General features: G+C 73.8%; 19 protein-coding genes. 6 read left to right on the top strand and 13 right to left on the bottom strand.

The annotated features are described in order from the left end of the window. Nucleotides 1-235: 235 nt before the first annotated feature. The 4 genes from ACFXDE_RS00650 to ACFXDE_RS00635 form a co-directional block, all read right to left on the bottom strand. Nucleotides 236-1,606 carry a S8 family serine peptidase gene (locus ACFXDE_RS00650; RefSeq protein WP_380437923.1) on the bottom strand — a complete coding sequence of 457 codons (1,371 nt, stop codon included), beginning with the start codon at nucleotides 1,604-1,606 and terminating at the stop codon, nucleotides 236-238. Nucleotides 1,607-1,890: 284 nt separating this feature from the next. Continuing rightward, nucleotides 1,891-2,649 (bottom strand): 3-oxoacyl-ACP reductase FabG, encoded by a 759-nt coding sequence (gene fabG / locus ACFXDE_RS00645; protein WP_380437925.1) that lies wholly within the window; start codon nucleotides 2,647-2,649, stop codon nucleotides 1,891-1,893. Nucleotides 2,650-2,818: 169 nt separating this feature from the next. After that, nucleotides 2,819-4,006 (bottom strand): thiolase family protein, encoded by a 1,188-nt coding sequence (locus tag ACFXDE_RS00640; protein WP_380489376.1) that lies wholly within the window; start codon nucleotides 4,004-4,006, stop codon nucleotides 2,819-2,821. A gap of 88 nt (nucleotides 4,007-4,094) precedes the next feature. Beyond that, nucleotides 4,095-5,258, bottom strand: coding sequence for an acyl-CoA dehydrogenase family protein (locus tag ACFXDE_RS00635; protein ID WP_380489373.1), 1,164 nt, complete (start codon nucleotides 5,256-5,258; stop codon nucleotides 4,095-4,097). A 208-nt stretch (nucleotides 5,259-5,466) separates the two neighbouring features. Between ACFXDE_RS00635 and ACFXDE_RS00630 the strand changes: the two genes are divergently transcribed. Beyond that, nucleotides 5,467-6,165, top strand: a complete 699-nt coding sequence (locus ACFXDE_RS00630) for a TetR/AcrR family transcriptional regulator (protein WP_380489370.1) — start codon at nucleotides 5,467-5,469, stop codon at nucleotides 6,163-6,165. A gap of 78 nt (nucleotides 6,166-6,243) precedes the next feature. Here the strand turns inward: ACFXDE_RS00630 and ACFXDE_RS00625 are convergent, their stop codons facing one another. From ACFXDE_RS00625 to ACFXDE_RS00595, 7 genes are all read right to left on the bottom strand, one after another. Further along, nucleotides 6,244-7,431 (bottom strand): nitric oxide synthase oxygenase, encoded by a 1,188-nt coding sequence (locus ACFXDE_RS00625; RefSeq protein ID WP_380490079.1) that lies wholly within the window; start codon nucleotides 7,429-7,431, stop codon nucleotides 6,244-6,246. 326 nt (nucleotides 7,432-7,757) lie between these two features. After that, on the bottom strand, nucleotides 7,758-9,185 hold the full coding sequence (locus tag ACFXDE_RS00620; protein ID WP_380490076.1) for a sugar porter family MFS transporter: 1,428 nt from the start codon (nucleotides 9,183-9,185) through the stop codon (nucleotides 7,758-7,760). A gap of 203 nt (nucleotides 9,186-9,388) precedes the next feature. Then, entirely contained in the window at nucleotides 9,389-10,360 is a 972-nt protein-coding gene (gene egtD, locus ACFXDE_RS00615) for an L-histidine N(alpha)-methyltransferase (RefSeq protein WP_380489367.1), read from the bottom strand. 44 nt (nucleotides 10,361-10,404) lie between these two features. Then, entirely contained in the window at nucleotides 10,405-11,262 is an 858-nt protein-coding gene (gene egtC, locus ACFXDE_RS00610) for an ergothioneine biosynthesis protein EgtC (protein WP_380489364.1), read from the bottom strand. Then, nucleotides 11,262-12,614, bottom strand: coding sequence for an ergothioneine biosynthesis protein EgtB (gene egtB, locus ACFXDE_RS00605; RefSeq protein ID WP_380489362.1), 1,353 nt, complete (start codon nucleotides 12,612-12,614; stop codon nucleotides 11,262-11,264). Before egtB ends, egtC begins: the two co-directional genes overlap by 1 nt. After that, nucleotides 12,611-13,882 carry an ergothioneine biosynthesis glutamate--cysteine ligase EgtA gene (egtA, locus tag ACFXDE_RS00600; protein ID WP_380489359.1) on the bottom strand — a complete coding sequence of 424 codons (1,272 nt, stop codon included), beginning with the start codon at nucleotides 13,880-13,882 and terminating at the stop codon, nucleotides 12,611-12,613. Before egtA ends, egtB begins: the two co-directional genes overlap by 4 nt. 321 nt (nucleotides 13,883-14,203) lie before the next feature. Then, the gene (locus ACFXDE_RS00595; RefSeq protein ID WP_380489356.1) at nucleotides 14,204-15,442 is read right to left on the bottom strand and encodes an aminotransferase class I/II-fold pyridoxal phosphate-dependent enzyme; all 1,239 of its coding nucleotides are present in this window, start codon (nucleotides 15,440-15,442) and stop codon (nucleotides 14,204-14,206) included. Nucleotides 15,443-15,601: 159 nt separating this feature from the next. Between ACFXDE_RS00595 and ACFXDE_RS00590 the strand changes: the two genes are divergently transcribed. Next, nucleotides 15,602-16,180: an antibiotic biosynthesis monooxygenase gene (locus tag ACFXDE_RS00590; RefSeq protein WP_380437943.1), complete on the top strand. Its 579-nt coding sequence runs from the start codon at nucleotides 15,602-15,604 to the stop codon at nucleotides 16,178-16,180. A gap of 123 nt (nucleotides 16,181-16,303) precedes the next feature. Here the strand turns inward: ACFXDE_RS00590 and ACFXDE_RS00585 are convergent, their stop codons facing one another. Beyond that, entirely contained in the window at nucleotides 16,304-16,759 is a 456-nt protein-coding gene (locus ACFXDE_RS00585) for an SRPBCC family protein (protein ID WP_380489352.1), read from the bottom strand. Nucleotides 16,760-16,768: 9 nt separating this feature from the next. Further along, a complete protein-coding gene (locus ACFXDE_RS00580) occupies nucleotides 16,769-18,640 on the bottom strand; it encodes a glycoside hydrolase family 15 protein (RefSeq protein ID WP_380489349.1) in 1,872 nt (623 codons plus the stop codon). Between the two features lie 241 nt (nucleotides 18,641-18,881). On the opposite strand from ACFXDE_RS00580, the gene ACFXDE_RS00575 reads away from it, so the two are divergent. The 4 genes from ACFXDE_RS00575 (at nucleotide 18,882) to ACFXDE_RS00560 (ending at nucleotide 23,840) form a co-directional block, all read left to right on the top strand. Then, on the top strand, nucleotides 18,882-19,685 hold the full coding sequence (locus tag ACFXDE_RS00575) for an SAM-dependent methyltransferase (protein ID WP_380446059.1): 804 nt from the start codon (nucleotides 18,882-18,884) through the stop codon (nucleotides 19,683-19,685). Nucleotides 19,686-19,863: 178 nt separating this feature from the next. Continuing rightward, nucleotides 19,864-21,981: a putative bifunctional diguanylate cyclase/phosphodiesterase gene (locus ACFXDE_RS00570; RefSeq protein WP_380489347.1), complete on the top strand. Its 2,118-nt coding sequence runs from the start codon at nucleotides 19,864-19,866 to the stop codon at nucleotides 21,979-21,981. 456 nt (nucleotides 21,982-22,437) lie between these two features. Then, nucleotides 22,438-23,292, top strand: a complete 855-nt coding sequence (locus ACFXDE_RS00565; protein ID WP_380446061.1) for a glycosyltransferase family 2 protein — start codon at nucleotides 22,438-22,440, stop codon at nucleotides 23,290-23,292. Further along, nucleotides 23,292-23,840 carry a hypothetical protein gene (locus ACFXDE_RS00560; protein WP_380489344.1) on the top strand — a complete coding sequence of 183 codons (549 nt, stop codon included), beginning with the start codon at nucleotides 23,292-23,294 and terminating at the stop codon, nucleotides 23,838-23,840. The genes ACFXDE_RS00565 and ACFXDE_RS00560 overlap by 1 nt, the downstream gene beginning before the upstream one ends. Nucleotides 23,841-23,845 lie beyond the last annotated feature (5 nt).

Genomic DNA, 23,845 nt, shown 5'->3' with positions numbered 1-23,845 from the left:
CAGATAACAGATTTCGAAATCTGTTATCTGTTCGCTGTTACCTGTTCGCTGTCATCCGTTCGCGCCCCGCGCGCACGCCTCCGAACGCCACTGGGCGGGAAGTCGGCCGCCGCCGACTTCCCGCCCAGTGCATGTGCTGTCGCTGTCGCGCAGGTGCCTACCGGAAGTCCCTACCGGAGGTCCCTACCGCGTGCAGCTGCCGTGCTGCGTCCCTGTTGTGACCGATGAAGGTCCGTCACCGGCCCGCGAGGGCGTGGACGAACTTCGTGCCGTCGATGGTGCCGAGGCCGCTGGCGAGGTCGTAGCCCTCGGTCGCGTTGTAGCCGGTGACGCCGTTCCAGCCGTTGTCGCCGTCCTTGACGTCCGTGATGCCGCTCCAGTCGCTCGGGAGCAGGCTCAGGCCGTACATGCGCCAGTTGATCTGGCCGAGGCGGTAGCCGGCGGCCTGGTCGGCCAGGGCGACGATGCCCGAGAACAGCGGGGTGGCCTCGCTGGTGCCGCCGGTGAGGTGCCAGCCGACCGCGGTCGGGTCGTACGACTCGTACGTCCAGGCGGCGCCGTCGACGGCCGCGCTCATGCTGATGTCCGGGGTGCCGCGGTGGTTGCCGGTGACGTTGGCGACGCCGGCCTGGTACCACGGGCGCTCGAAGATGCCGGAGACGCCACCGCCGCCGGCGCCGGACTTGTCGTGCCACACCTTGTCGGCCGCGGTGCGGTTGCCGTTGTCGTCCAGGGTCAGCTGGGTGCCGCCGACCGAGGTGACCAGCGGGTCCGAGGACGGCCACGAGTTGACCTTGTACGGGTACAGGTCGGTGCCGTTGGTCTGCGCGTCGGTGGCGCCGTTGTCGCCGGAGGCGGCGAGCACGGTGACGTTGTGGGCCGCGGCGGACTTGAACGCGTAGCGCAGGTCGGTCAGGGACTTGAAGTCGCCCTTGTCGTAACCCGGGAACGTGTTCTCGGTGGCGCCGAAGCTCTGCGAGATGACGTCGCCGACGCCCTTCTTGATGAGGTCCTTCTCGGCGTCCATCATCTCGGGCAGGCCGGTGGTGCCCTCGGTCTCGGCGACACCGGTCTCGACCAGGACGATGTGGGCGTCGGGGGCCATCGCGTGGGCGTACTCGACGTCCAGGGTGGTCTCGCCGGCCCAGCCGGTGTGGTCGGGGTTCTTCGGGTCGAAGACGGGGACGTTGCCCCACTTGACGACCTCGACGTTGGTGTCCTTGATGCCCCACTGCTTGTCGAAGACCTCCAGGTCGTGCTGGATGGTCGGCGAGCCGAAGGAGTCGACGATGACGATCGTGCGGCCCTTGCCGGTGATGCCCTCCTGGTACAGCGGGCCCAGGTTGTAGGCCTTCTGGTACTGGAGCGGCGAGTAGCAGTGGATGCCGATCTGGCTGACGCACTGGGTGGTGGTCAGCGGGGCCGGGCGGGTCGTGGCGAGGTGGTGTCCGGCCGAGGCGGGCTGGACGTGGACGCCGGCCAGGTTGTGCGAGGGCGCTGCGACGGCAGCGCCGACCGCCGGGACGGAGACGGTGCCGGCCGTGACGGCGGTCGCTCCTACGGCGAGCAGAGCCAGGGCGCGACGGAGGGTAGCGGGGCTGCCCATGGGACTCCTTGGGGGACGCAGGGCCCGACCTTGGTCCGGTCGGGTCGGTCCGGCCATCCCATCGATTGCCACATGATCATGCCATAGTCATTTTGTGGGGTGGTGTTACGAACGGCATGGTCATGTTCGGCCACGTGAAAAGGTAAAGGCCGTCCCAGGGGAAAGTAACTCCGCTGCTGGGACGGCCCGTTGACTACACGTCGGGAAGCCTCGCCGATTTCACAGTTTTCACCGTGTTGGCCAACTTTACCAAGTTCATCGGCGCGGGGTAAGCCTTCGTCGGGTCAGCGTGCCCCGCCGTTGACGTACAGGGTCTGCCCGCTGACGTACGAGGCGTCCTCGCTCGCGAGGAACACGACCACCGAGGCGATCTCCTCCGGCTGCCCGACCCGCCGCAGCGGGGTCCTGGCGGACACCTCGGCCTGGTGCTCCTCGGCCGAGCTGCCGACCCGCTCCGCGGTCGCGGCGGTCATCGCGGTGGCGACGTAGCCGGGCGCGACGGCGTTGACGTTGATGTTGAACGGGCCCAGCTCGATGGCCAGGGTCGCGGTCAGCCCCTGGATGCCGGCCTTGGCGGCGGCGTAGTTGGCCTGGCCGCGGTTGCCGAGCGCCGAGCGCGAGCTGAGCGAGACGATCTTGCCGAACTTCTGTGCCACCATGTACTTCTGCGCGACGTGGCTGCAGTTGTAGGCGCTGGTCAGGTTGACCGTCAGCACCGCGTCCCAGTCGGCCTTCGGCATCTTGAAGAACAGGTTGTCCCGGGTGATCCCGGCGTTGTTGACCAGGATGTGCACGCCGCCGAGGTCGGCGGCGACCCGGGCGAACACCGCCTCGACGGCGTCGTAGTCGGCCACGTCGCAGCCGTACGCCCGTGCCGTGCCGCCCTTGGCGGTGATCTCGGCGACCGTCCCGGCCGCGCGCTCGGCCGTGAGGTCGACGACGGCGACCGCCGCGCCCTCCTCGGCCAGCCGGCGGGCCGTCGCCGCGCCGATGCCCTGCGCCGCACCGGTGACCACGGCGACCTTTCCTGCGAAACGCGACACTTCGTACTCCCTGGGGGGTGGGTCCTGAGGGTGGATATGTAGACAAAGGGATGTCCGGATAAAACCAGGTCCGGACAAAACGACGTCAGGACGAGCCGGAACGTCGGAACGAGCAGAACGATTGGAACGAGTGGAACGAACCAGCGGAACGCAGGAATGAGCCGGAACGTCAGGCGTTCTCGACCAGCACGGCCGTGCCCTGCCCGACGCCCACGCACATCGTGGCGAGCCCGCGCCGCGCGCCGGTGCGGTGCATCCGGTGCAGCAGCGTCGTCAGGATGCGGGCGCCGGAGCCGCCGAGCGGGTGGCCGAGGGCGATCGCGCCGCCGCTCGGGTTGACGCGCTCGGGGTCGATGCCCAGCCCGTCCATGGAGGCCAGCGCCTGGGCCGCGAACGCCTCGTTCAGCTCGGCAGTGTCGACGTCGCCGATCGACCAGCCGCTGCGCCCGAGCGCCTTCCGCGTCGCGGGCACCGGTCCGATGCCCATGACGTCCGGGTGTACTCCGGCGGAGGCCCCGGCGACGTACCGGCCGAGCGGCTCCAGGCCCAGGTCGCGCAGCGCCTCCTCGCTGACCAGGACGAGCCCGGCGGCGCCGTCGTTCATGGGCGAGGCGTTCCCGGCGGTGACGGTGCCGTCCGGGCGGAACGCGGGCTTGAGCCGGGCGAGCTTCTCCAGGCTGGTGTCCTCGCGGATTCCCTCGTCCAGGGTCACCGTCACGCCGTCCGGCCGCTCGACCGGGATCAGCTCGGCGTCGAAGTGCCCGTCCTTGCGCGCGGCGGCGGCCCGCTGGTGGCTGCGCAGCGCGAAGGCGTCCTGGCGTTCGCGGCCGATGCCGTACCGGCCGGCCACCTCCTCGGCGGTCTCGCCCATGCTGAGCACGCCGTGCAGTTCGGCCATCCGGGGGTTGGTGAGCCGCCAGCCGAGCCGGGTGTCGTAGGTCTCGATCCGGTGCGGGAGCGCCTCGTCGGGGCGGGGGAGGACGAAGGGGGCGCGGGTCATCGACTCGCAGCCGCCGGCGAGCACGACGTCGGCCTCGCCGGAGCCGATCGCCCGCGCTGCGAGCGTGACGGCCTCCAGGCCGGAGGCGCAGAGCCGGTTGACGGTGGCGCCGGGGACGGTGTCGGGCAGGCCGGCGAGCAGGACGGCCATCCGGGCGGCGTTGCGGTTGTCCTCGCCGGCCTGGTTGGCGGCGCCCCAGTAGACGTCGTCGATGCGGGCGGGGTCGAGGGCGGGCACGTCGGCGAGCAGGGCGCGCAGCACGGTGGCCGAGAGGTCGTCCGGCCGGACCGTGGCGAGCGCTCCGCGCAGCCGGCCGATGGGTGTGCGGCGGGCGGCGGCGAAGTAGACGGGACGCACGTCGTCGGGCTCCTTGTCCAGTGGAGGGGTGGGGGTGTCCTGGTCGGATGGTTCAGGAGGCTCAGGTGGCTGAGAGGGCTCGGAGGGCTCAGAAGGCGTTGACGCCGGTGAGCGCGCGGCCGATGAGCAGCTGGTGGATCTGGCTGGTGCCCTCGTAGAGGGTCATGACCCGCGCGTCGCGCAGGTACTTGCCGACCGGGTACTCGTCGATGAACCCGTAGCCGCCGAACACCTGGAGCGCGTTGTTGGCGGCCCGGACGGCGGCCTCGCTCGCGTAGAGCTTGGCGACGGAGGACTCGGTGGCGAACGGCAGGCCGCGTTCGATGTGGTCGGCGACCTTCCAGGTGAGCAGCCGGGCGGCCTCGACGTCGACGGCGATGCCGGCCAGCAGTTCCTGGACGAGCTGGTGCGAGGCGATCGGTTTGCCGAACTGCTCGCGTTCCCCGGCGTAGCGCACGGCGGCCTCCAGGCAGGCGCGGGCGATGCCGACGCAGCCGGCGGCGACCGACATCCGGCCCTTGGCGAGGGCGCCCATCGCCACGCCGAAGCCCTTGCCGACGGCGCCGAGCCGGGCGCCGTCGGGCACCCGGACCGCGTCGAAGGAGAGTTCGGCGGTGGCCTGGCCGCGCAGGCCGAGCTTGCCGTGGATCTCGGTGCGGGTGAAGCCGGGCAGGTCGGTGGGGACGAGGAAGGCGGTGATGCCCTTGTGGCCGCGCTGCTGCGGGTCGTCGCCGCCGGTGCGGGCGAAGACGAGGGCGACGTCGGCCCAGGTGCCGTTGGTGATGAAGGTCTTGGCGCCGCTGATCAGCCAGTCGTCACCGTCCCGGACGGCCCGGGTGGTGAGGTTGGCCGCGTCCGAGCCGGTGCCGGGTTCGGTGAGGGCGAAGCACGCGAGGGCCTCGCCGGAGGTGAGCCGGGGGAGCCAGTGGCGCTTCTGCTCCTCGGTGCCGTGGCTGTTGATCGACTTGGCGACGAGCCCGAGGGAGACGGAGACGATGCCGCGCACCGCCGAGTCGCCGCGTCCGAGCTCCTCCAGGACGAGGCAGTAGGCGAGGTGGTCGCCGCCGCTGCCGCCGTACTCCTCGGGCAGGGTGAGGCCGAGGAAGCCCAGCTTGGCGAGTTTGCCGACGATCGCGCGGTCCACGGACTCGGCGCGGTCCCACGCGGCGGCGTACGGGGCGATCTCGCGGTCGGTGAACTCGGCGGCGAGTTCCCGGACGGCGGTCTGCTCCTCGGACAGCTCCAGATTCACGGCGGCTCCCGGTTCCGGGCCCGGCGAGGGGCTGTCGCGCCCACCGACCTTCCGTGCCCATTAAACTAGCGCTGCAAGTTTTACGGGGGGACTGTAGCTCCGACCGGGCCGTGCTGGGAAGAGGCGCCTGTCAGAATCGGTCCCCGACCCACCCGACCGGAGGACTCCGGCCGGACGGACCGCCCGAGGAACCGGAGGAAGCCGCTCGATGGCCCGCCCGCGCACCCCGCTGCTCAGCCGCGAGCGCATCGTCTCCGCCGCGCTGCGGCTGATCGACGCCGAGGGCCTGGACGCCCTCTCCACCCGCCGACTCGCCACCGAGCTGTCGGTCAGCGGGCCGTCGCTCTACAACCACTTCGCGACCAAGGACGAGCTCCTGGACGCGGTCGTCGACACCGTCATCGGGGAAGTCGACCTGTCGATGTTCGGCGGATCGCCGGGCACGGCGGGTGCGCCGGGCACGGCAGGCACGGCGGGTGCGGCGGCGCCGACCCCGTGGCCGGAGGCGCTGCGCGACTGGGCCCGCTCCTACCGCGCCGCGCTGGCCGCCCACCCCAACATCGTCCCGGTGCTCGCCCAGGGCCCCGGCCGCCGGCCGCACGCGCTGCGCCTGGCCGACGCCGTGTTCGGGCACCTGGTGGACGCGGGGTGGCCGCGCGGCCAGGCCACCCGGATCGGCGCGCTGATGCGCTACTTCGTCACCGGCTCGGCGCTGGCCTCCTTCGCGGCCGGGTTCCCGGCGGACGCGGAGCTGTACGACGTCGCCGACTACCCGCACCTCGGCGAGGCGCACCGACTGGCCGGCCACCGGGGCACCGTCGACGAGGCCGCGTTCGAGACCGGTCTGGAGGCGCTCCTCGACGGGCTGGCGCTGCGCTTCGAGCGCCTCACCGGGGCGGGCGCGTAGCCCGCGCCGGCGGCCGGCCCCGCCTGGTCACCAGCGCCCGCACGTCACAAGGGCCCGCGCGTCACCGGGGCCCGCGCGTCACCAGGGCTCGCGTGCCAGGAAGGCCGGGCGCAGCGACGGGTCCACCGGGTCGTAGTAGCGGTGGTAGACGGGGGTGAGCCCGCCGGAGACCGGGGGCACGATCCAGCTCCAGTCCGCCGGGGTGGGCCGGCCGAGGCGCTTCTCCTGCGCGACGTGCTTGAGGAAGCGCTCCGACTCGGTGTGGTGGTCGGCCATCGTCACCCCCGCCTCCTGGAAGGAGTGCAGCACGGCGACGTTGAGCTCGACCAGCGCGCGGTCCCGCCAGAGGGTGCGGTCGTTGGAGGTGTCCAGGCCGAGCCGTCCGGCGACGGTGGCGAGCATGTCGTAGCGGTCGGCGTCGGCGAGGTTGCGGGCGCCGATCTCGGTGCCCATGTACCAGCCGTTGAAGGGTGCGGCGGGGTAGCGCACGCCGCCGATCTCCAGTGTCATGTCGCTGATCGCCGGTACCGCGTACCAGCGCAGGCCGAGTTCGGCGAACCAGGCGAACTCGGGGTGGGAGAGCGGGACTTCGAGCGTGGTGTCGTCCGGGAGCTGGTACCACTCGGGGCGCTCGCCGGGCCGTTCCCGGATCAGCAGGGGCAGTACCTCGAAGCGGTCCTCGGCGCACTTCCAGCCCAGGTCCCGGGCGAGGGCGGCGAGTTGGACGCCGGCCGGGTCGCCGGTCACGCGGCCGGTCACGCCGCCGGTGACATCGTGGGTGATGCCGTCGGGGATGCCGTCCGGGCCGTCGTACGGGCCGTCGTCCGGGTCGGCGGCCGTCGTCCGGTGGCCGGCGTAGCGGACGAGTTGCTGGTTGAGGATGCGCGCGGCGGGCCGGCCGGGCCGGTCGGGGGCGAACACCGAGACGACCGGGCGGATCCGGCCGCCGTTGCCGGCCAGCCGCAGGTGTTCGAAGCACTCGGCGGCGATGTCGTCGGCGGAGGTGAGGTGGCGCAGGTCGCGCACCACGAGGCTGCGCCAGTACAGCCGGCCGATGCAGCGGGCGGCGTTGCGCCAGGCCAGTTTGGCGCCGTAGGCGAGCTCGGCGGGGGTGTGCTCGTAGGTGCCGGTGCGGTCGATCTCGTCGAGCACGGCGCGTATCCGCTCGTCCGGGTCGCCGCCGGCCGCGGGCTGCTCGTGGTGGAACTGCCGGATGAACGAGGTGGCCTGGGCGGGGTCGGTGAACGGCGGGTCCGCCGGGAGCAGCGCGTCGCCCGCTCCGGCGGTGCGGGGCTCCGCGGGGTGGGGCCCGGAACCGTGGGGCCCGGGGTCGTGGGGTCCGGCGGCGTGTGGCCCGGCGGGGTGGGCCCCGGGGTGGGTGTGGGCGTACGGGCAGCCGCCGGCGGGCGCGGCGGCGGATCTGCGGGTGCGAAGCCGGTTGAAGATCAAGACATCCCTCCTGCCGAACAGGAGTACCGGAGCCGGCCGGCCCGCCGCAGGGAGTGAACGATTCGGCCCCCGCACCCGCGCTGATCGCGCTAGGGTGCGGGGGCCGGAGGTCCGGGGCCGGCGGAGCGGCCCGTGTCCTCCCGTCAGCCCATGTCCTCCAGGCGGACGCCCTTCGTCTCCTTCATGTACTTGGCCACGAAGACGATCGACAGCGCGGCGAAGGCGGCGTAGATCAGGTAGGTCGCGGACAGGTTCCAGCGGGACATCGACGGGAACGAGACGGTGATCGCCCAGTTGGCGATCCACTGCGCGGAGGCGGCGACGGACAGGGCGGCGGCGCGGACGCGGTTCGGGAACATCTCGCCGAGCATCACCCAGACGACCACGCCCCACGACATCGCGAAGAACAGCACGAAGGCGTTGGCGGCGACCAGCGCGACGGTGCCCTGGAGGTCGGGCAGGGTGACGTTGTCGCCGCTGCCGGTGGCCGAGGAGAACGCCCAGCCGGCGGCGCCGAGGGCGACGGCCATGCCGGCCGAGCCGATCAGGGCGAGCGGCTTGCGGCCGATCCGGTCCACCAGCAGGATCGCGATCACGGTGCCGAGGATGTTGATGACCGAGCCGATGAAGCTGATCAGCAGCGAGTTGCTCTGGTCGATGCCGACCGACTGCCACAGGATCGACGAGTAGTAGAAGATCACGTTGATGCCGACGAGCTGCTGGAAGACCGACAGGCCGATGCCGACCCAGACGATCGGCAGCAGGCCGAAGCGGCCGCCGAGCAGGTCACGGAAGCGCGGGCGGTGGTCGGAGGCGATCAGGGCCTGGACCTCGGCGATCCGGGCGTCGGAGTCGACGCCCTCGCCCTCGACCTCGGCGAGCACGGTGCGGGCGTCGTCGAGGCGGCCGGCCTGGATCAGGTAGCGCGGGGACTCGGGGATGACCGAGGAGAGCACGAAGTAGACGGCGGCCGGGATCACGCAGATGCCGAGCATCCACTGCCAGGCCTCCAGGCCGAGCAGCCTGCCGCGGGTGTCGCCGCCGGCGGCGTCTGCCAGCACCCAGTTGACCAGCTGGGATATCGCGATGCCGAGCACGATCGCGGCCTGCTGGAAGGAGGCCAGGCGGCCGCGGTACCTGGTCGGCGCGACCTCGGCGATGTAGGTCGGCGCGATCACCGAGGCGATGCCGATGGCGGCGCCGCCCAGCACGCGCCAGAAGGCGAGGTCCCACGCGGAGAACGGGAGCATCGAGCCGACGGCGCTGACGCCGAACATCAGCGCGCCCGCCTTCATGACCTTGATGCGGCCGTAGCGGTCGGCGAACCGGCCGGCCACCGCGGCGCCGATCGCCGACCCGAGCAGGGCCGAGGAGACGATCAGACCGGTCACGCCGTCGCCGACGCCGAACTTCTCCTGGATGCCCGAGACGGCGCCGTTGATCACGGAGCTGTCGTAGCCGAACAGGAACCCGCCGAGGGCTGCGGCTGCGGTGATGAAGACGACGAAGCCGAGGCGGCCGGGCGCGGTGGCCTCGACCGCCCCGGAGGGCTTCTGGGTGACGCTCACGATCTTGACTCCTGGTACTCAACGCTGAGCTCGGTAGCCGAGATCGTAACCCCTGTTCGTTTAACTCTTGTACACCGGGCTCCTCAAGTTTTGCTCCGAGAATTCGTAAGGTGAACAAGCAAATTGGGGCCGACGAGGTCCCGCGGCGGGCGGCGCGTCGCGTGCTCCGCCGCCGCGCCGCTGCGCCGCGCCGCCCGCCGGGCGCCTCACATCGGGGCGGACAGCGACAGCCCGAAGCGGCCTTCCTCGTCCGTCCACCAGTGGGTCAGCCGCATCCCGGCCGCCGCCAGCTCCTCGGCCACCCGCTCGCGGCGGAACTTGGCCGACACCTCGGTGCGCAGTTCCTCGCCGCGGTCGAAGTGCACCGGCAGGTCCAGGGCCGGGATCTTCACGGTCTGGGAGCGCAGCGAGCGCAGCCGCATCTCGATCCACTCCCGCTCCGCGTCCCAGAGCGCGACGTGCTCGAAGGCGTCCGGGTCGAAGTCGGCGGCCAGCTCGCGGTTGAGCACGTTCAGCACGTTGCGGTTGAACTCGGCGGTCACCCCGGCCGCGTCGTCGTAGGCGGCGACCAGCACGGCCGGGTCCTTGACCAGGTCGGTGCCGAGCAGCAGGTGGTCGCCCTGGTCGAGGGTGGCGCGCAGGCCGCCGAGGAAGCCGGCGCGCTCGTCGGGCAGCAGGTTGCCGAGGGTGCCGCCGAGGAAGGCGACCAGGCGCGGGGCGCCGTCCGGCGGCAGGCCGAGCCGCGCGGTGAAGTCGGCCAGCACGCCGTGCACCGCGACCCCGGGGTAGTCGGCGGCGAGCGCCTCGCCGGCCGAGGTGAGCGCGCTCTCGCTGACGTCCACCGGGACGTAGGTGCGCAGCGTGCCGAGGTCGTTCAGGGCGTCCAGCAGGAGCCTGGTCTTCTCGGAGGAGCCGGAGCCGAGCTCGACGAGCGTGCGGGCCTTGGTCGCGGCGGCGATCTCGCCGGCCCGGGCGGTGAGGATGGCCCGTTCGGCGCGGGTCGGGTAGTACTCGGGCAGCCTGGTGATCTCCTCGAACAGGTCGCTGCCGCGCGCGTCGTAGAACCACTTCGGGGGCAGCCACTTGGGTTCGGACGTCAGGCCGTGCTGCACGTCGTGGCGCAAGGCGGTGCTGAAGTGGTCGGCGGGGAGCAGCCTGGTGAGGTCAAAGCTGTTCATGACAGGGCGGTCCTCTGTTCAGAAGGTGAAGGTAGGGCGCGGGCTCAGCCGCGGCGGGGGAGGGGGCGGACGGTGACGGCCGGCGCCGGAGGAGGCCCGTCCGGTCCGGCTTCGGTGAGGGCTGCGGCGGTGGCGTCGAGGCCGTTCGGGGCTCCGGCGCCGGCCAGGGTTTCCGCGCCGGCGAGGGCTTCGGCACCGGCGACGAGGAGCGAGCCCTCGGGGACGGCCGTCCAGCCGGGCTCGTCGTCGTACGGTTCGGAGGCCACCACCAGACCGCCCCCCGGCAGGGTGCGGTGGTGCAGTGTGTCGCCCCAGGTGGTCGCCGCGACCGAGCGGCCGTCGGTCAGCAGCAGGTTGAGCCGCCCGGTGGTGTGCTCGGTGACGTCCGCGACGGTGGCCGCGAGCGCCTCGCCCAGCCCGGCCCCGGCGCGCAGCCGGTGCAGGGTGAGCGCCCACACGAGGGCGGAGTCGGTGCGCGCCTCCAGGTCCAGCAGCTCGGCGGCGGGCAGCAGCCCGGCGAGCGCGTCGAGCTTGTCCGGCCAGCCGGCCACCGCGCCGTTGTGGCTGAAGAGCCAGCGCCCGGCGGAGAACGGTGCGGCGGCGTGCTCGCCGGCCGCGCACCCCTCGGTGGCGGAGCGGACGGCCGCCAGCAGCGCCCGGGTGCGGATCACCCGGGCGAGGTCGGCGAAGGCGGCGTCCGCCCAGATCGGCCCGGCCCGGCGGTAGCGGGCGGGGATCTCGTCGCCGTCCGCGTACCAGCCGAGGCCGAACCCGTCGACGTTCATCGTGCCGTGCTGCTGCGTACGCGGCGCCCAGGACTGGCGGTGCAGCGCGTACGGCGGCACGACCAGCAGCTCTCCGGGTGCCACCGGCCGGCCCAGGTAGGCGATGTGGCGGCACATCAGGCATCGCCCTGGTCGGGGACGTCGGCGGCCGTGCGGAAGCCGGAGAAGATCTGCCGGCGGACCGGGTAGTCCCAGTTGCGGAAGGTGCCCCGGCAGGCCACCGGCGCGACCGCGAAGGCGCCGCCGCGCAGCACCTTGTACTCGGGCCCGAAGAACACCTCCGAGTACTCCTCGTACGGCCAGGCCCGGAAGCCCGGGTACGGGCGGAAGTCGCTCGCCGTCCACTCCCACACGTCGCCGATCAACTGCCGGACGCCGTACGGGGACTGGCCCGCCGGGTAGCTGCCGGCCGGGGCCGGGCGCAGGTGGCGCTGGCCGAGGTTGGCGTGGTCGGGCGTCGGGCTCCCGTCGCCCCAGGGGTAGCGGCGCGAACGGCCGGTCGCCGGGTCGTGCCGGGCGGCCTTCTCCCACTCCGCCTCGGTCGGCAGCCGCCGCCCGGCCCAACGGGCGTACGCGTCCGCCTCGTACCAGCTGACGTGCAGCACCGGCTCGTCCAGCGGGACGGGCTCCAGCGTGCCGAAGCGGCGGCGCAGCCACTGGCCGTCCTCGTGCCGCCAGAAGAGCGGGGCGGTCAGGCCGGCCTGCCGCCGGTGCGCCCAACCCTCGGGGGTCCACCAGTGCGGCTCGTCGTAGCCGCCGTCGGCGATGAAGCGCAGGTAGGCGCCGTTGGTGACGGGGGTGGTGTCGAACCGGAACGCCGGGAGGTCGACGACGTGGGCCGGGCGCTCGTTGTCCAGCGCCCACGGTTCGATGTCCGTGCCCATCGTGAACGGCCCCGCGGGGACGAGGACTTCGGCGGGCAGCGTGGCGGCGTCCGCGGGCGCGGGCGGTGGCGGGGGCGCGGCCAGGGCGGGTTCGCCCTTGCGGAGTTGATGGGTGATCAGCATCGTCTCGTCGTGCTGCTGTTCGTGTTGCGCGATCATGCCGAACGCGAAGCCGGCGTCCAGCAGCGGCGCGCCCTCCAGCGGGCTCGCCGCGAGCAGGTCGAGCACCCGGCCGCGCACCTCGTGCGCGTACGCGCGGGCCTCGCCGGGCGGCAGCAGCGGCAGGCTGGGACGTTCGGCGCGCGGGTGCTGGAACGCGTCGTAGAGCGGGTCGATCTCCGGGTGCATCGGGTCGTGGCCGCCGACGTTGCGCAGCAGCCAGAGCTCCTCCTGGTTGCCGATGTGGGCCAGGTCCCAGACCAGCGGCGACATCAGCGGCGAGTGCTGGGCGGTGAGGTCGTGGTCCTCGACGCAGTCGGTGAGGGCGGCGGTGCGGGCACGGGCGGCGAGCAGCTCGGCGGCGATGGCGTCGCGCAGCGACTCGGTGCCCGCCGGAGCCTCGGCGGGGGGTCGGACGTCGGTCATGGGGCGGCCTCCTCCGGGGGAGTGCGTCGGGTGCCGGCGCGCAGGGCGTCCAGCTGGTCGTCGGCCGGGCAGCGGCCGCGTGCGGGGTAGCGCTCGGCGAATTCGGCGACGGTGGCGCGCAGCCGGGCGGCGCCGGGCAGGCGGCCCAGCGCGGCGTCGGCGGCGGCGAAGCAGGCGAGCGCGGCGCGGCGCAGTTCGGGGTCGGCGACGGCCAGGGTGGCGGCCCGGCGCCAGACGTCGGTGCGCGGCGGGCGCGGCCCGTCCGTGCCCCGCGGCGGCCCCGGCGCCTTCAACGGCTCCAGCGGCTCCAGCGCGGCGAGTGCGGCGTCGGCGGCCACCGGGTCGTCCAGCAGCGCGGTGACCAGGGCCGCGGGCACCACCCAGCCGTCGCCGGGCTGGGCGTCGATCATCCGCAGCTCCAGGTGGCCGCGCGGGCGCACCGGCGGGAAGAGGGTGGTGCGGTGGTAGTCCAAGTCGGCCAGGGTGGGCGGGCGTTCGCCGGCGCCGCGCAGCCAGTCGCGGAAGGTGAGGCCGCGCGGAGCCGTCCACGGCAGGCCGTCCGGGCGGCGCACGCACAGCACTTCGGCGTCCAGCACGTACTGGGCCCACGCCTCGCGCGGGTCGCCGTGGTCGGGGGCCGGGGCGAGCGTGCGGGTCGGGTCCATCCGGGACCACACGGTCTGCCGGGTGGACCGGTGGCCGGTCGGCTTCCCGTCCAGCAGCGGTGAGTTGGCGAAGGCCGCGACCAGCACCGGGCCGAGCCGGTGCGCCAGCAGCCAGCGCCGGTCCACCGCGTGCGGGCCGTCCGCGTCGCCGGCGTCCAGGCACACCTGGAGGGACGCGGTGCCCGTCATCATGATGCGGCCCCAGGGGCCGGCGGAGTCGAAGTGCCGCTCCATCGCGAGGTACCGGGGATGGTCGAGGACCATCCGGCGGGGGCGGGCGAGGGGGTCGGTACCGGTGCCGGTGAGACGCAGGCCCTGCGCCGCGAACGCGGCCCGCAGGGCGGTCAGATCGCGCCGGGTGTCGTCGACGCAGGCCAGGAGGCCGGTGGCGGGCGGGGAGCTGAGCTCGACCTGTCCGCCGGGTTCGAGCGTGAGGCGCGAACCGGAGGGGAGCGATGTGCCGTCCTCGCCGCCGAGCGGCAGCGAACGGAGGGCGGCGTGGGTCCGTTCAGGGGGGACGGGCCGACTGGGACATCGGTCGTCGTGGACGAACCACTCGACCTCGACACCGACCAGCCGGGGCGGACCGATCTTGAAACACACCCCCGATACGTGGCTGCGCGCTCCCGACTCCGTCAAGGGGGTGACCTTGGCCGGGGGCGTCGGGGGGCTCTGCCGGTCGGGCGGAGTGGTTGGGGATACGGGTATCACCGGACTTACCATCCTCGGGATCACGATTGCGGCCCGGTCTACTTTGCCCAGTCTGCTACGGAGCATGCGGGGGCGCCCCGCAAAATTCGCGTGAATGTTCGTCTATGCAGGTCAGGGGCGGTGCAATCGGGTGAACGGCACTGTCCGTGAACGTCGTTCGGCGGTATTCCGTGCGGAGTCCGACGGCGCTTTCACGGGTTGCCCCGGGGGTCTTCACGCCCGTGCTCGGATCCGCGCGAGGCGTTCGAGGACGGTCTCCAGCACCGGTTGTGGCAGCGCGTAGTTCAGGCGCAGCGCGCCGTGGCCACCGGGGCCGGACCCGGGGCCGGACTCTGTGTCGGACTCTGTGCCGAACTCGGTGCCGTCGGAGGCTTCCAGCGCGCAGCGGTCGAGGAGCGCCTGGCGGGCGGCGGCCGGGGGGAGCCCCAGTGCGGCGGCGTCGAGCCAGAGCAGGTAGGACGCCTGCGGCGCGGAGCGGACGGCGGGGCCGAGGAGGTCGGTCAGGCGCTCGCGGGCGGCGGCGAGGTGGACGAGCAGGGCGTCCAGCCAGGGGCCGCCCTCGCTCAGCGCCGCGTGCTGGACGGCCTGTTCGACGAGGCCGCCCTCCCAGAAACCGAAGCCCGCCATGGTGTCGAGCAGCCGGGTGCGCAGGGCCGGGTCGGGCACGAGCGCGAAGCTGCTCGGGAGGCCGGAGGCGTTGAAGGTCTTGCCGACGGAGTTGAGCGTGACCGTGCGGGCGCGGAGCGGTTCGTCGACGGTGGTGACGGCGACGGGGTGGGTGTGGCCGGGGTGGGTGAGGTCGCCGTGCACCTCGTCGGAGACCAGCAGCGCGCCCGCCTCGGCCGCCTCCTCGGCGAGGGCGCGGATGTCCCCGGCGGGCCAGACGCGGCCGGACGGGTTGTGCGGGCTGCTGAGCAGCACCACGGAGGTGGGGCGGGGAAGCAGACCGGACGGAAGGCGGTAGCCGTCCTCCGGGCGGAGCGTGAGCGGCAGTTCGCGGTACGGCAGGCCGGCCGCGCGGCAGACCTGGGCGAAGCCGCCCCACTCCGGGGTGGGGAAGGCGACGGGCGCCTCCGGGCGTACGGCCTCCAGCAGCAGCCGGATCGCGGTGCGCGGGCCGAACGGCAGGAGCAGCACCCAGTCCGGGTCGACCGCGACGCCGTGCCGCGTCCGGTACCAGCGCGCCACCAGCTCCCGCCCGGCCGGGTCGCACACCGTGTACCCGTACGCCCGGTGCCGGGCCCGGCGGGTGAGCGCTTCGGCGACGGCGGGCGGGCCGGGCAGGTCCATGTCGGCGAGGCTCATGGCGATCACCCCCGGCGCCGCCGCACGCGCCCACTTGCTGCTCCCGGTCCCGGACCGGTCGAAGGGCCGCCCGAAGCCGAAGTCGGGCGTGGCGGCGGTGCGGGCGGGGGAGGGCGTGCGGGGCGGGGTGCTCGGGCTGCGGCTCACGGCGGGCCTCCGGGGCGTCGGGCGTGCGCCGCCACGCTAACCCCGGCGGGGCCGGCCCGTCCCACGCTTCGGGCGCGGCGGGCGGGGCGCGGGGGGTGGGCCGTATGCTCCGGGCGGCCTGCGAACGGCAGGCGCACGGGGGAGAGGCGGGCGGTGCGGATGGCGATGACGGCGCAGGAGACGGCCACCGAACAGGGCGACGAGGTCACGCTGTTCGTGGCCCGGCGGGTCGAGCCGGGCTACGAGGAGGCGTTCGAGGCGTGGGCGAAGAACATCCTCGCCGCCGCGTCCGCCCACGAGGGCAACCTCGGCACCGGGCTGCTGCGCCCGGCCGGGCCGGGCGAACCCTGGCACCTGCTGCTGCACTTCCGTGACGCCGGGGCCTTCCGCGCCTGGCAGGCCTCCCCGGCTCGGGCGGCCTGCTTCGAGAAGGCGGACGGCCACCACTACGAGGTGCACCGGCACGAGATCCTGGGCATGGAGGGCTGGTTCGCCACGACGCCCGGCGCGGCGCAGCGCCGCCCGCCGGTGCGCTGGCGGATGGCAGTCGCCTCGACGCTCGCGATCGCCCCGCTCGTCGTGGCGTCCACGGTGCTGATCGGCCCCTACCTCGCGGGCCTGCCGGTGCCGGTCCGCCCGCTGGTCACCGCGCCGCTCATCAGCGGGCTGATGACGTACGCGGCGCTGCCGCTGGTGACGCGGTGGCTGCGGAGGTGGCTGTTCCCGGCGGACAAGTGATCGGTGAGACGGGTGACCGCTGACGAGTGACCGCTGACAGATGACAGAAAACAGATAACAGATTTCAGCAGACAGATTTTGAAATCTGTTCGCTGAAATCCGTCCGCCGAACCCCGTCGGCCGTCACCCGCCCGCCGCCGCCAGGTACCGGGCCAGGCCGCGCCGTCCCCGTCGCATCATCACCGCGTGGTTCGCCCGGAACAGCGGGTGCAGCGGCAGGGCGAGCCGGCGCAGCAGGGGTTTGCCGGGGCGGGTGTCCTCCTCGAAGAGAACGCGGCAGCGGTCCGCGCCCTCCGGTGTGACGGTGAACCGGGACCATCCGGCGAGGTCGCCCCGCATGGCGACCTCCAGCACCCCCGCCACCGGGTCACGTCGGCGCGCCTCCAGCCCGATCACCAGCGTGTACGGCAGCAGCGCGCGCACCACCACCTCACCCTCCTCCTCGCCCGTCTGCCGCACCTCCCGGATCTCCGGCCACCACAGCGGGTAGCTCCGCACGTCCTCCAGCGCCGCGAACACCTCCCGTGCGGGTGCGGCGAATTGCCACGTGCCCCGGAAGCGGTAGTGGTTGGGGTCCACGGCCCCAGCCTAGTCCGGTCGGGTCAGCGTGAACGCGGTGTTGACCAGGGCGACGTGGCTGAACGCCTGTGGGGTGTTGCCGAGTTGGCGTCCGGCGTGCGGGTCCCACTGCTCCGAGAGCAGGCCCAGGTCGTTGGCGAGCCCGACCAGGCGCCCGAACAGTTCGCGCGCCTCGTCCGCCCGTCCGGTGGCGGCGAGCGCGTCGGCGAGCCAGAACGAGCAGGCGAGGAAGGCGCCTTCGTCCTCGGCCAGCCCGTCCCCGGAGAGCCTGTCCCCGGCCGGCTCGTCCCCGCCCGGCCCGCCCTCGGAGAGCCCGCCCCCCGCCCGCGCGTCCCGGCCAGGCCCGCCGCCGGACCGTCCGGCCCGGTACCGCCGGACCAGTCCGCCGTGGTCGAGCCCGTCGCGGACGGCGTCGACGGTGCGCACGACCCGGGGGTCGTCCGGTGGCAGGAACCCGCTCTTGACGACGAACAGGGTGGCCGCGTCCAGCCCCCGCCCCCCGTAGTGCTGGACGAAGACGCCGCGCCGCCGGTCGTAGCCGTGGGCGCACACGTCGGAGTGGACGGCGTCGCGCATCGCCCGCCACCGCGCCGTCGGCGCGGGCAGCCCGGTGGCCTCGGCGAGCCGGACGGCACGGTCGGCGGCGACCCAGCACATCACCTTGGAGTGCACGAAGTGCCGCCGCCCGTCGCGCACTTCCCACAGTCCTTCGTCGGGTTCGCGCCAGTGCTGTTCCAGGTAGGCCATGAGCGCCCGGAGCAGCGTCCAGACGTGCCGCTCCATCGGCAGACCGGCCAGCAGCGCTAGGTGCAGGGTATCCACCACCTCGCCGTAGACGTCGAGTTGGAGCTGGCCGACGGCGGCGTTGCCGAACCGCACCGGCCGCGATCCCTCGTAGCCGGGCAGCCAGTCGGCGGTGGTCTCGCCGAGCACGCGCTCGCCGGCGACCCCGTAGACGGCCTGGAGGTCGCCGGGGTCCCCGGCGATGGCGCGCAGCAGCCAGCGGCGCCAGGCGACGGCCTCTTCGCGGAACCCGCTGCGCAGGAGGGCGGAGAGCGTCATGGAGGAGTCGCGCAGCCAGCAGAAGCGGTAGTCCCAGTTGCGCGCCCCGCCGATCCGTTCGGGCAGCGAGGCCGTGGGCGCGGCGACGATCCCGCCAGTGGGCGCGTACGCCAGCGCCTTGAGGGTGATCAGCGAGCGCAGGACGGCGGCCCGCCACTCGCCCTGGTAGCGGCACCCGGCCGCCCAGTGCTGCCAGCGGGAGACCGTGTCGAGCAGCGCCCGGTCGGGGTCGGTGCGCGGGGTGGTGGCCAGGTGGGAGGGCTGCCAGGTGAGGACGAACGGGATGCGTTGCCCGGCGGCGACGGTGAAATCGGACGTTGTGACCCCGTCGAGGCCGTAGGTGTGCACGCCGTCGGGCACCCGCAGCCAGGCGGAGTCGGGCCCGGCGACGGCGACCCGGTGGTGTCCGGTGCGCCGCACCCAGGGGTCGACGCGCCCGTAGTTGAAGCGCAGCCGCAGCGCGCCGCGCATCGGGACGCTGCCGGTGAGGCCGTCGACGACGCGGATCAGCTGCGGGGCGCGCCGCCCGTCCGGGCCGCGCTGCGGCATGAAGTCGGTGACCCGGACCTGCCCGGCGGCGGTGTGCCACTCGCTCTCCAGGACGAGGCTGTCGCCCCGGTAGCGGCGGGTGCGGCAGGTGCCGGCGCCCGCGGGGGCGAGCCGCCAGGCGCCGTGGCAGGGGTCGCCGAGCAGTCCGGCGAAGCAGCTGGGGGAGTCGAAGCGGGGCAGGCACAGCCAGTCGACCGAACCGTCCCGGCCGACCAGGGCGGCGGTCTGCAGGTCGCCGATGAGGGCGTAGTCCTCGATGCGTCCGGCCATCACCTCCATTCTCGGCTCCGTGCCCGCATGGCGCCCCGCCGCCCGCTCCCGCCCGGCAGCTCCGTCGGCAGCGCCCGCCGGACGGAGCGGGAGACGGACCGGGGGACAGGGCGGGAAGCGGACACTCCGCTTGCACCCGTTCGGGGTGCGGGGGAGGATCTTCTGTGCTTGTAGTCTCATCTGTCACAGCAGTGGCCTGTGGTCGCTGCTGCCCCAGAACCGGAGTGAAGGAGTCACAGGCATGCGGCGACCGAGCTGGGTACCGGAGGGCACGGACCTGGACAAACCGAACGCCGCACGGGTCTACGACTACTACCTCGGGGGATCGCACAACTTCGAGGTGGACCGGGAGATGGCCCGCAAGGCGCTCGCCCTGTGGCCGGAGCTGCCCCAGATCATGCGCTCCAACCGGGCCTTCCTGCGCCGCGCCGTGACGCTGCTCGCCGAGCGCGGCATCTCCCGGTTCCTGGACATCGGCTCCGGCATCCCGACCTTCGGTGCCGTGCACGAGATCGCCCGCGCGATCCGCCCCGAGGCGCAGGTGGTGTACGTCGACCGCGACCCGGTGGCCGTCGCGCACAGCCGGCTGCTGCTGGCGGACGACCCGGGGTGCGCCGTCGTGCAGGCCGACCTGCGTGACGCGGACCTGCTGGCCCACCCCGAGGTGGCCGGGCTGCTGGCGGCCGGCGAGCCGGTGGGCGTCCTGCTGGTGGCCGTCGCGCACTTCGTCAGCGACGACGAGGACCCGTGGAAGCTGATCGCGACGATCCGCGACGCGCTTGCGCCCGGCAGCGCGCTGGTCCTCTCGCACGCCTCCTCGGAGGGCCGCCCCGACCAGGCGGAGGACCACCAGAACCTGTACCGGATGACGCCGACCCCGCTGACCATGCGCACCCGCGCGCAGGTCACCGCGATGTTCGAGGGCTTCGAGCTCGTGGAGCCGGGCGTGGTCTACCTGCCGCAGTGGCGGCCGGACCAGCCGGAGTCGGTCGGCGAACACCCCGAGCGGATGAGCGGGGTGGCGGGCGTGGGGTTCCGTCCTTGAGCGGACGAAGCGGACGCAGCGGGCCCGGTGGGCTCAGCGGCCGCACCAGACACAGCGGCCGCACCGGACGCAGCGGACGCATCCGGCCCGGCGGCCGCACCGGAGGCAGCGGCCGCACCGGACACGGCGGGCGACCGGTCGGCGGAGGCGGAACCGCGACCGCCGGGGCGGCGGTCGCATGAGCAGGACCCCGGCCCCCGGCAGCGCGGAGCGGTTCCACGAGGAGTGGGCCCGGCTGCTCTCCGGCGACCACGGTGCCGTCGTCCACCCCGGCCTGCTCGGCCGCCTGGTGGCCCGCACCGCCGCGCTGCTGCACCGCGCCCAGCAGGACGAGCCGTTCGAGCCGCACCTGGCCGCCCAGGCCGGCGCGGAGCTGGTCGACGCGCACTTCACCGACCCGGTCGTGCTCGCCCGCGCGGTGGAGCTGCTGCACGCCCAGCCGGTCGGCGACGACCGCGGCCCCGCCCTGACCGGCGCCTTCGCCGCGGGCTGGGCGGCCGCCCTGCGCGAGCGCACCCTGCGCGAGCAGGAGGCGATCCGGGCCGCCGCCGACCTCGCCCGCAAGGAGGCCGAGCGGGCGCTGCGCGCCTCCGAGGCCCGCTTCCGCGCCCTGTTCGAGAGCGCCGCGATCGGCATCGGCATCGGCGACACGGACGGCAACATCCTGGCCGTGAACAAGGCCCTGCAGGACCTGTTCGGCGCCGGTCCCGAGGACATGATCGGCCGCCGGGTCGGCGACCTCGTCCACCCCGAGGACACCCCCGGCGTGTGGGAAGCGTACGAGGACCTGATCAGCGGCAAGCGGGACTACTTCCAGTTCGACAAGCCGTACTACCGGCAGGACAGCGAGGTCATCTGGACCCACCTCACCGTCTCGCTGATCCGCGACGACGACGGCCGGCCGCAGTACCAGGTCGCGATGCTGGAGGACGTCACCGACCGCTACCGCCTCCAGGAGCGGCTGCGCCACCAGGCCACCCACGACCCGCTCACCGGACTGCCCAACCGGGCGGCCTTCTTCGAGCGGCTGGAGAAGCTGTTCGAGGAGCCGGAGCCGGGCGCCCGCTTCGGCCTGTGCTACGTCGACCTCGACGGCTTCAAGATCGTCAACGACAGCCTCGGCCACGACACCGGCGACCAGCTGCTCTCCGCCGTCGCCGCCCGCCTGAAGGCCGCGCTCTCCCCCCTCGGCCACCTGGTCGCCCGGCTCGGCGGCGACGAGTTCGTCGTCCTGCTGGAGAAGTGCCGGGGCGAGCAGGAGGCGATCGCCGCGGCGAAGACCGTCCTCAAGGCGCTGGCCGGGCCCGTGCTGATCGGCGATCACAAGCTCGCCGTGGGCGCGAGCGTCGGCGTGCTGGAGCGGCGCGTGTCCACGACCACCCCGGGCGCCGCCGTCCGGGCCGCCGACCTGACGCTCTACCGGGCCAAGGAGGCCGGCCGGGGGCGCTGGACGCTGTTCGACCCGAAGGAGAACGCCCGCGCGGTCAGCCGGTACGCGGTGTCCGTGCGGATGCCGGCCGCCCTCGACCGCGGCGAGTTCTTCATCGACTACCAGCCGCTCTACGCGCTCGGCGACGGCCGGCTCGCCGCCGTGGAGGCGCTGGTGCGCTGGCGCCACCCGCAGCTGGGCGTGCTCGGCCCGGACGAGTTCGTCACCACCGCCGAGGAGACCGGGCTGATCATGCCGCTCGGCCGCTGGGTGCTGGAGCAGGCCTGCGGCCAGGCCGCCGAGTGGATCAAGCGGTTCGGCGACGCCGCGCCCCAGCTCAACGTCAACCTGGCGGTGCGTCAGGCGCGCAGCGCGGCGCTGGTCACCGACCTCGGCCGGATCCTGGACGGCACCGGCCTGGACCCGGCCCGGCTCCAGCTGGAGATCACCGAGTCCACCGTGGTCGGGCCCGAGGACGAGGCGCTGCGCACCCTGCACGGCCTGGTGGACCTCGGGGTGTCGCTGGCGGTGGACGACTTCGGCACCGGCTGGTCCAACCTCGCCTACCTGCGCGACCTGCCGGTCTCCGGCCTGAAGATCGCCGGGTCCTTCGTGGGGGACCTGCACGATCCCGGCAAGGACGAGTCGACCGGGTGGCGCATCGTCAGCGGGCTGGTGTCGATGGCGCACGCGCTGGGGCTGAACGTCACCGCCGAGGGCGTGGAGACCCGCAGGGACGCCGAGCGGCTGCGCACCATCGGCTGCGACTGGGCGCAGGGCTGGCACTTCGGGCGCCCGGTGCGGCCGGCCGAGATCGCCCGCCGGATCGCGGAGGAGCCGCAGGGCCGTCCGGTCGGCGAGCGCTGAGGTCCGGGGAGCTGACGCCCGGAGCGCCGAGGTCCGGAGTGCTGAGGTCCGGGGAGCTGACGGCAGAGGCGGGTGACGATCGGGAGCGGTGACTCGGCGTCACCACGGGTCATGGGAAGTTACGTCAAAAATCGGACAAAAGCCCTTGACGTCACCGTGCGTGCGGACGGACGATGAGTCATTGGCTCAGTCGGCGTCCTGCGGGACGCGGCAGGCCGGTTCTTCCGACGGCGCCCTCGGCGCCGTGCGAGAGCCCGGAGCGGTGCGCACCCCACCTTCGGCCGCCCCAGGCGCTCTCGACAGTTCAGGCGGTCCCCGCGGGGCCACCTCCCCAGGCTGCGCGTGCGCGTATCCGTCCGCGCCCCGGGCCTGTTCGCCACATCTCCAAGGGCAGTGCCGCGCCGCTCCCCGGCGGCGCCGGCCGCCCCCCGCCTCCGTTCGTTCGAGAGGCCCTCCATGAGCACCACCCTGCCCCCCACCGCCGTCCCGTACCCGTACGCAGGACGGCCCTCCGGCGCCCCGCCGGACCGGCACCCGCACCGGCGCGCCAGCGACCGGGTCCTCGACCACCGTCCGATGCGCCGGGCCGGCGACCGCGTCGCCACCACCCACACGGTCAGCCTCGTCATCCCCGCCCAGAACGAGGCCCGCAACATCGCCTGGGTCTTCGAGCAGATCCCGCGCTGCGTCGACGAGGTCATCCTGGTCGACGGCGCCTCCAGCGACGCCACCGTGCCGATGGCCAGGCAGTGCCTGCCGGCCGTCCGCAGCGTCCAGCAGAGCGCGCCGGGCAAGGGCAACGCGCTGCGCACCGGGTTCGCCGCCGCCACCGGCGAGTACATCGTCATGATGGACGCCGACGGCTCCATGTGGCCCGGCGAGATCCCGCACTACCTGCACTTCCTCGACCACGGCTACGACTTCGTCAAGGGCTCGCGCTGCATCGCCGGCGGCGGCTCGCTGGACTTCACCCGGGTCCGCTCGCTCGGCAACCGCTTCCTGCTCGCCGTCGTCAACCGCCTCTACGAGGCGAGCCTCACCGACCTGTGCTACGGCTACTGCGCCTTCCGCCGCTCCTTCCTGGACGCCCTCGACCTGTGCTCCACCGGCTTCGAGATCGAGGCCGAGATGATCGCGCACGCGCTGCGTTCCGGGCTGCGGATCGCCGAGGTGCCGAGCCTGGAACTCCCCCGCCGCAGCGGTCACTCGCACCTGCACGCCGTCTCCGACGGCCGCCGGGTCCTGAGGACCCTGATCGCCGAGCGTCCCGGCGCCCGGTCCCAGGTGGCCGCCCCCCTGGGGGAGCGCTGATGGAGGGCACCGACCGGCGCACCGAGGCCGCCTGCCCGCGCCCTGCCGCCCGCGACTCGCTCCACACCCCCGTCCGCGTCGTCGAGCCGGAACCGGACGAGCCGGGGGCGTCGCGCGCACCCGGCGGTCGCGGCGCCGCCGACCCGGCCGGCCGCGTGTCGGCGTTGGTGCGGCTGCACGGACACCGGCCCGGCCTGGCCACGGCCACCGGTACGGCGGGCGGCCCCGCCGCGCCGCACCGGGCGCTGGTCGACGCCTCCCTCCGGGAACCACGCGTTCCCGCTCCGTCCACCGCGACACCCGCGGCGCGTCCCGGTCGGGCCGGACGCACCCGGGTGTCTGCGGGCCCGCGGAGGGACGACCCAGTCGACACGGACGACGTCGACACGAACGACGTCGACACGAACGACAAGGACCACACCGGCCGCAGGCCGATCCGAGGCGCCGGGGGTCCGGCGGCGCCACTGCGGGCGGACGCCCGGAGCGCGGCCCGGTCGGGGTCGCCGCGCCCCGGGTGCCCGCCCGCCCACCGGGCCGGTCCGCGCTGACGCGG

This window comes from Kitasatospora sp. NPDC059408 (genome assembly GCF_042751525.1).
Lineage (GTDB): Bacteria > Actinomycetota > Actinomycetes > Streptomycetales > Streptomycetaceae > Kitasatospora.
This window is presented reverse-complemented; position numbering and strand designations above follow the sequence as displayed.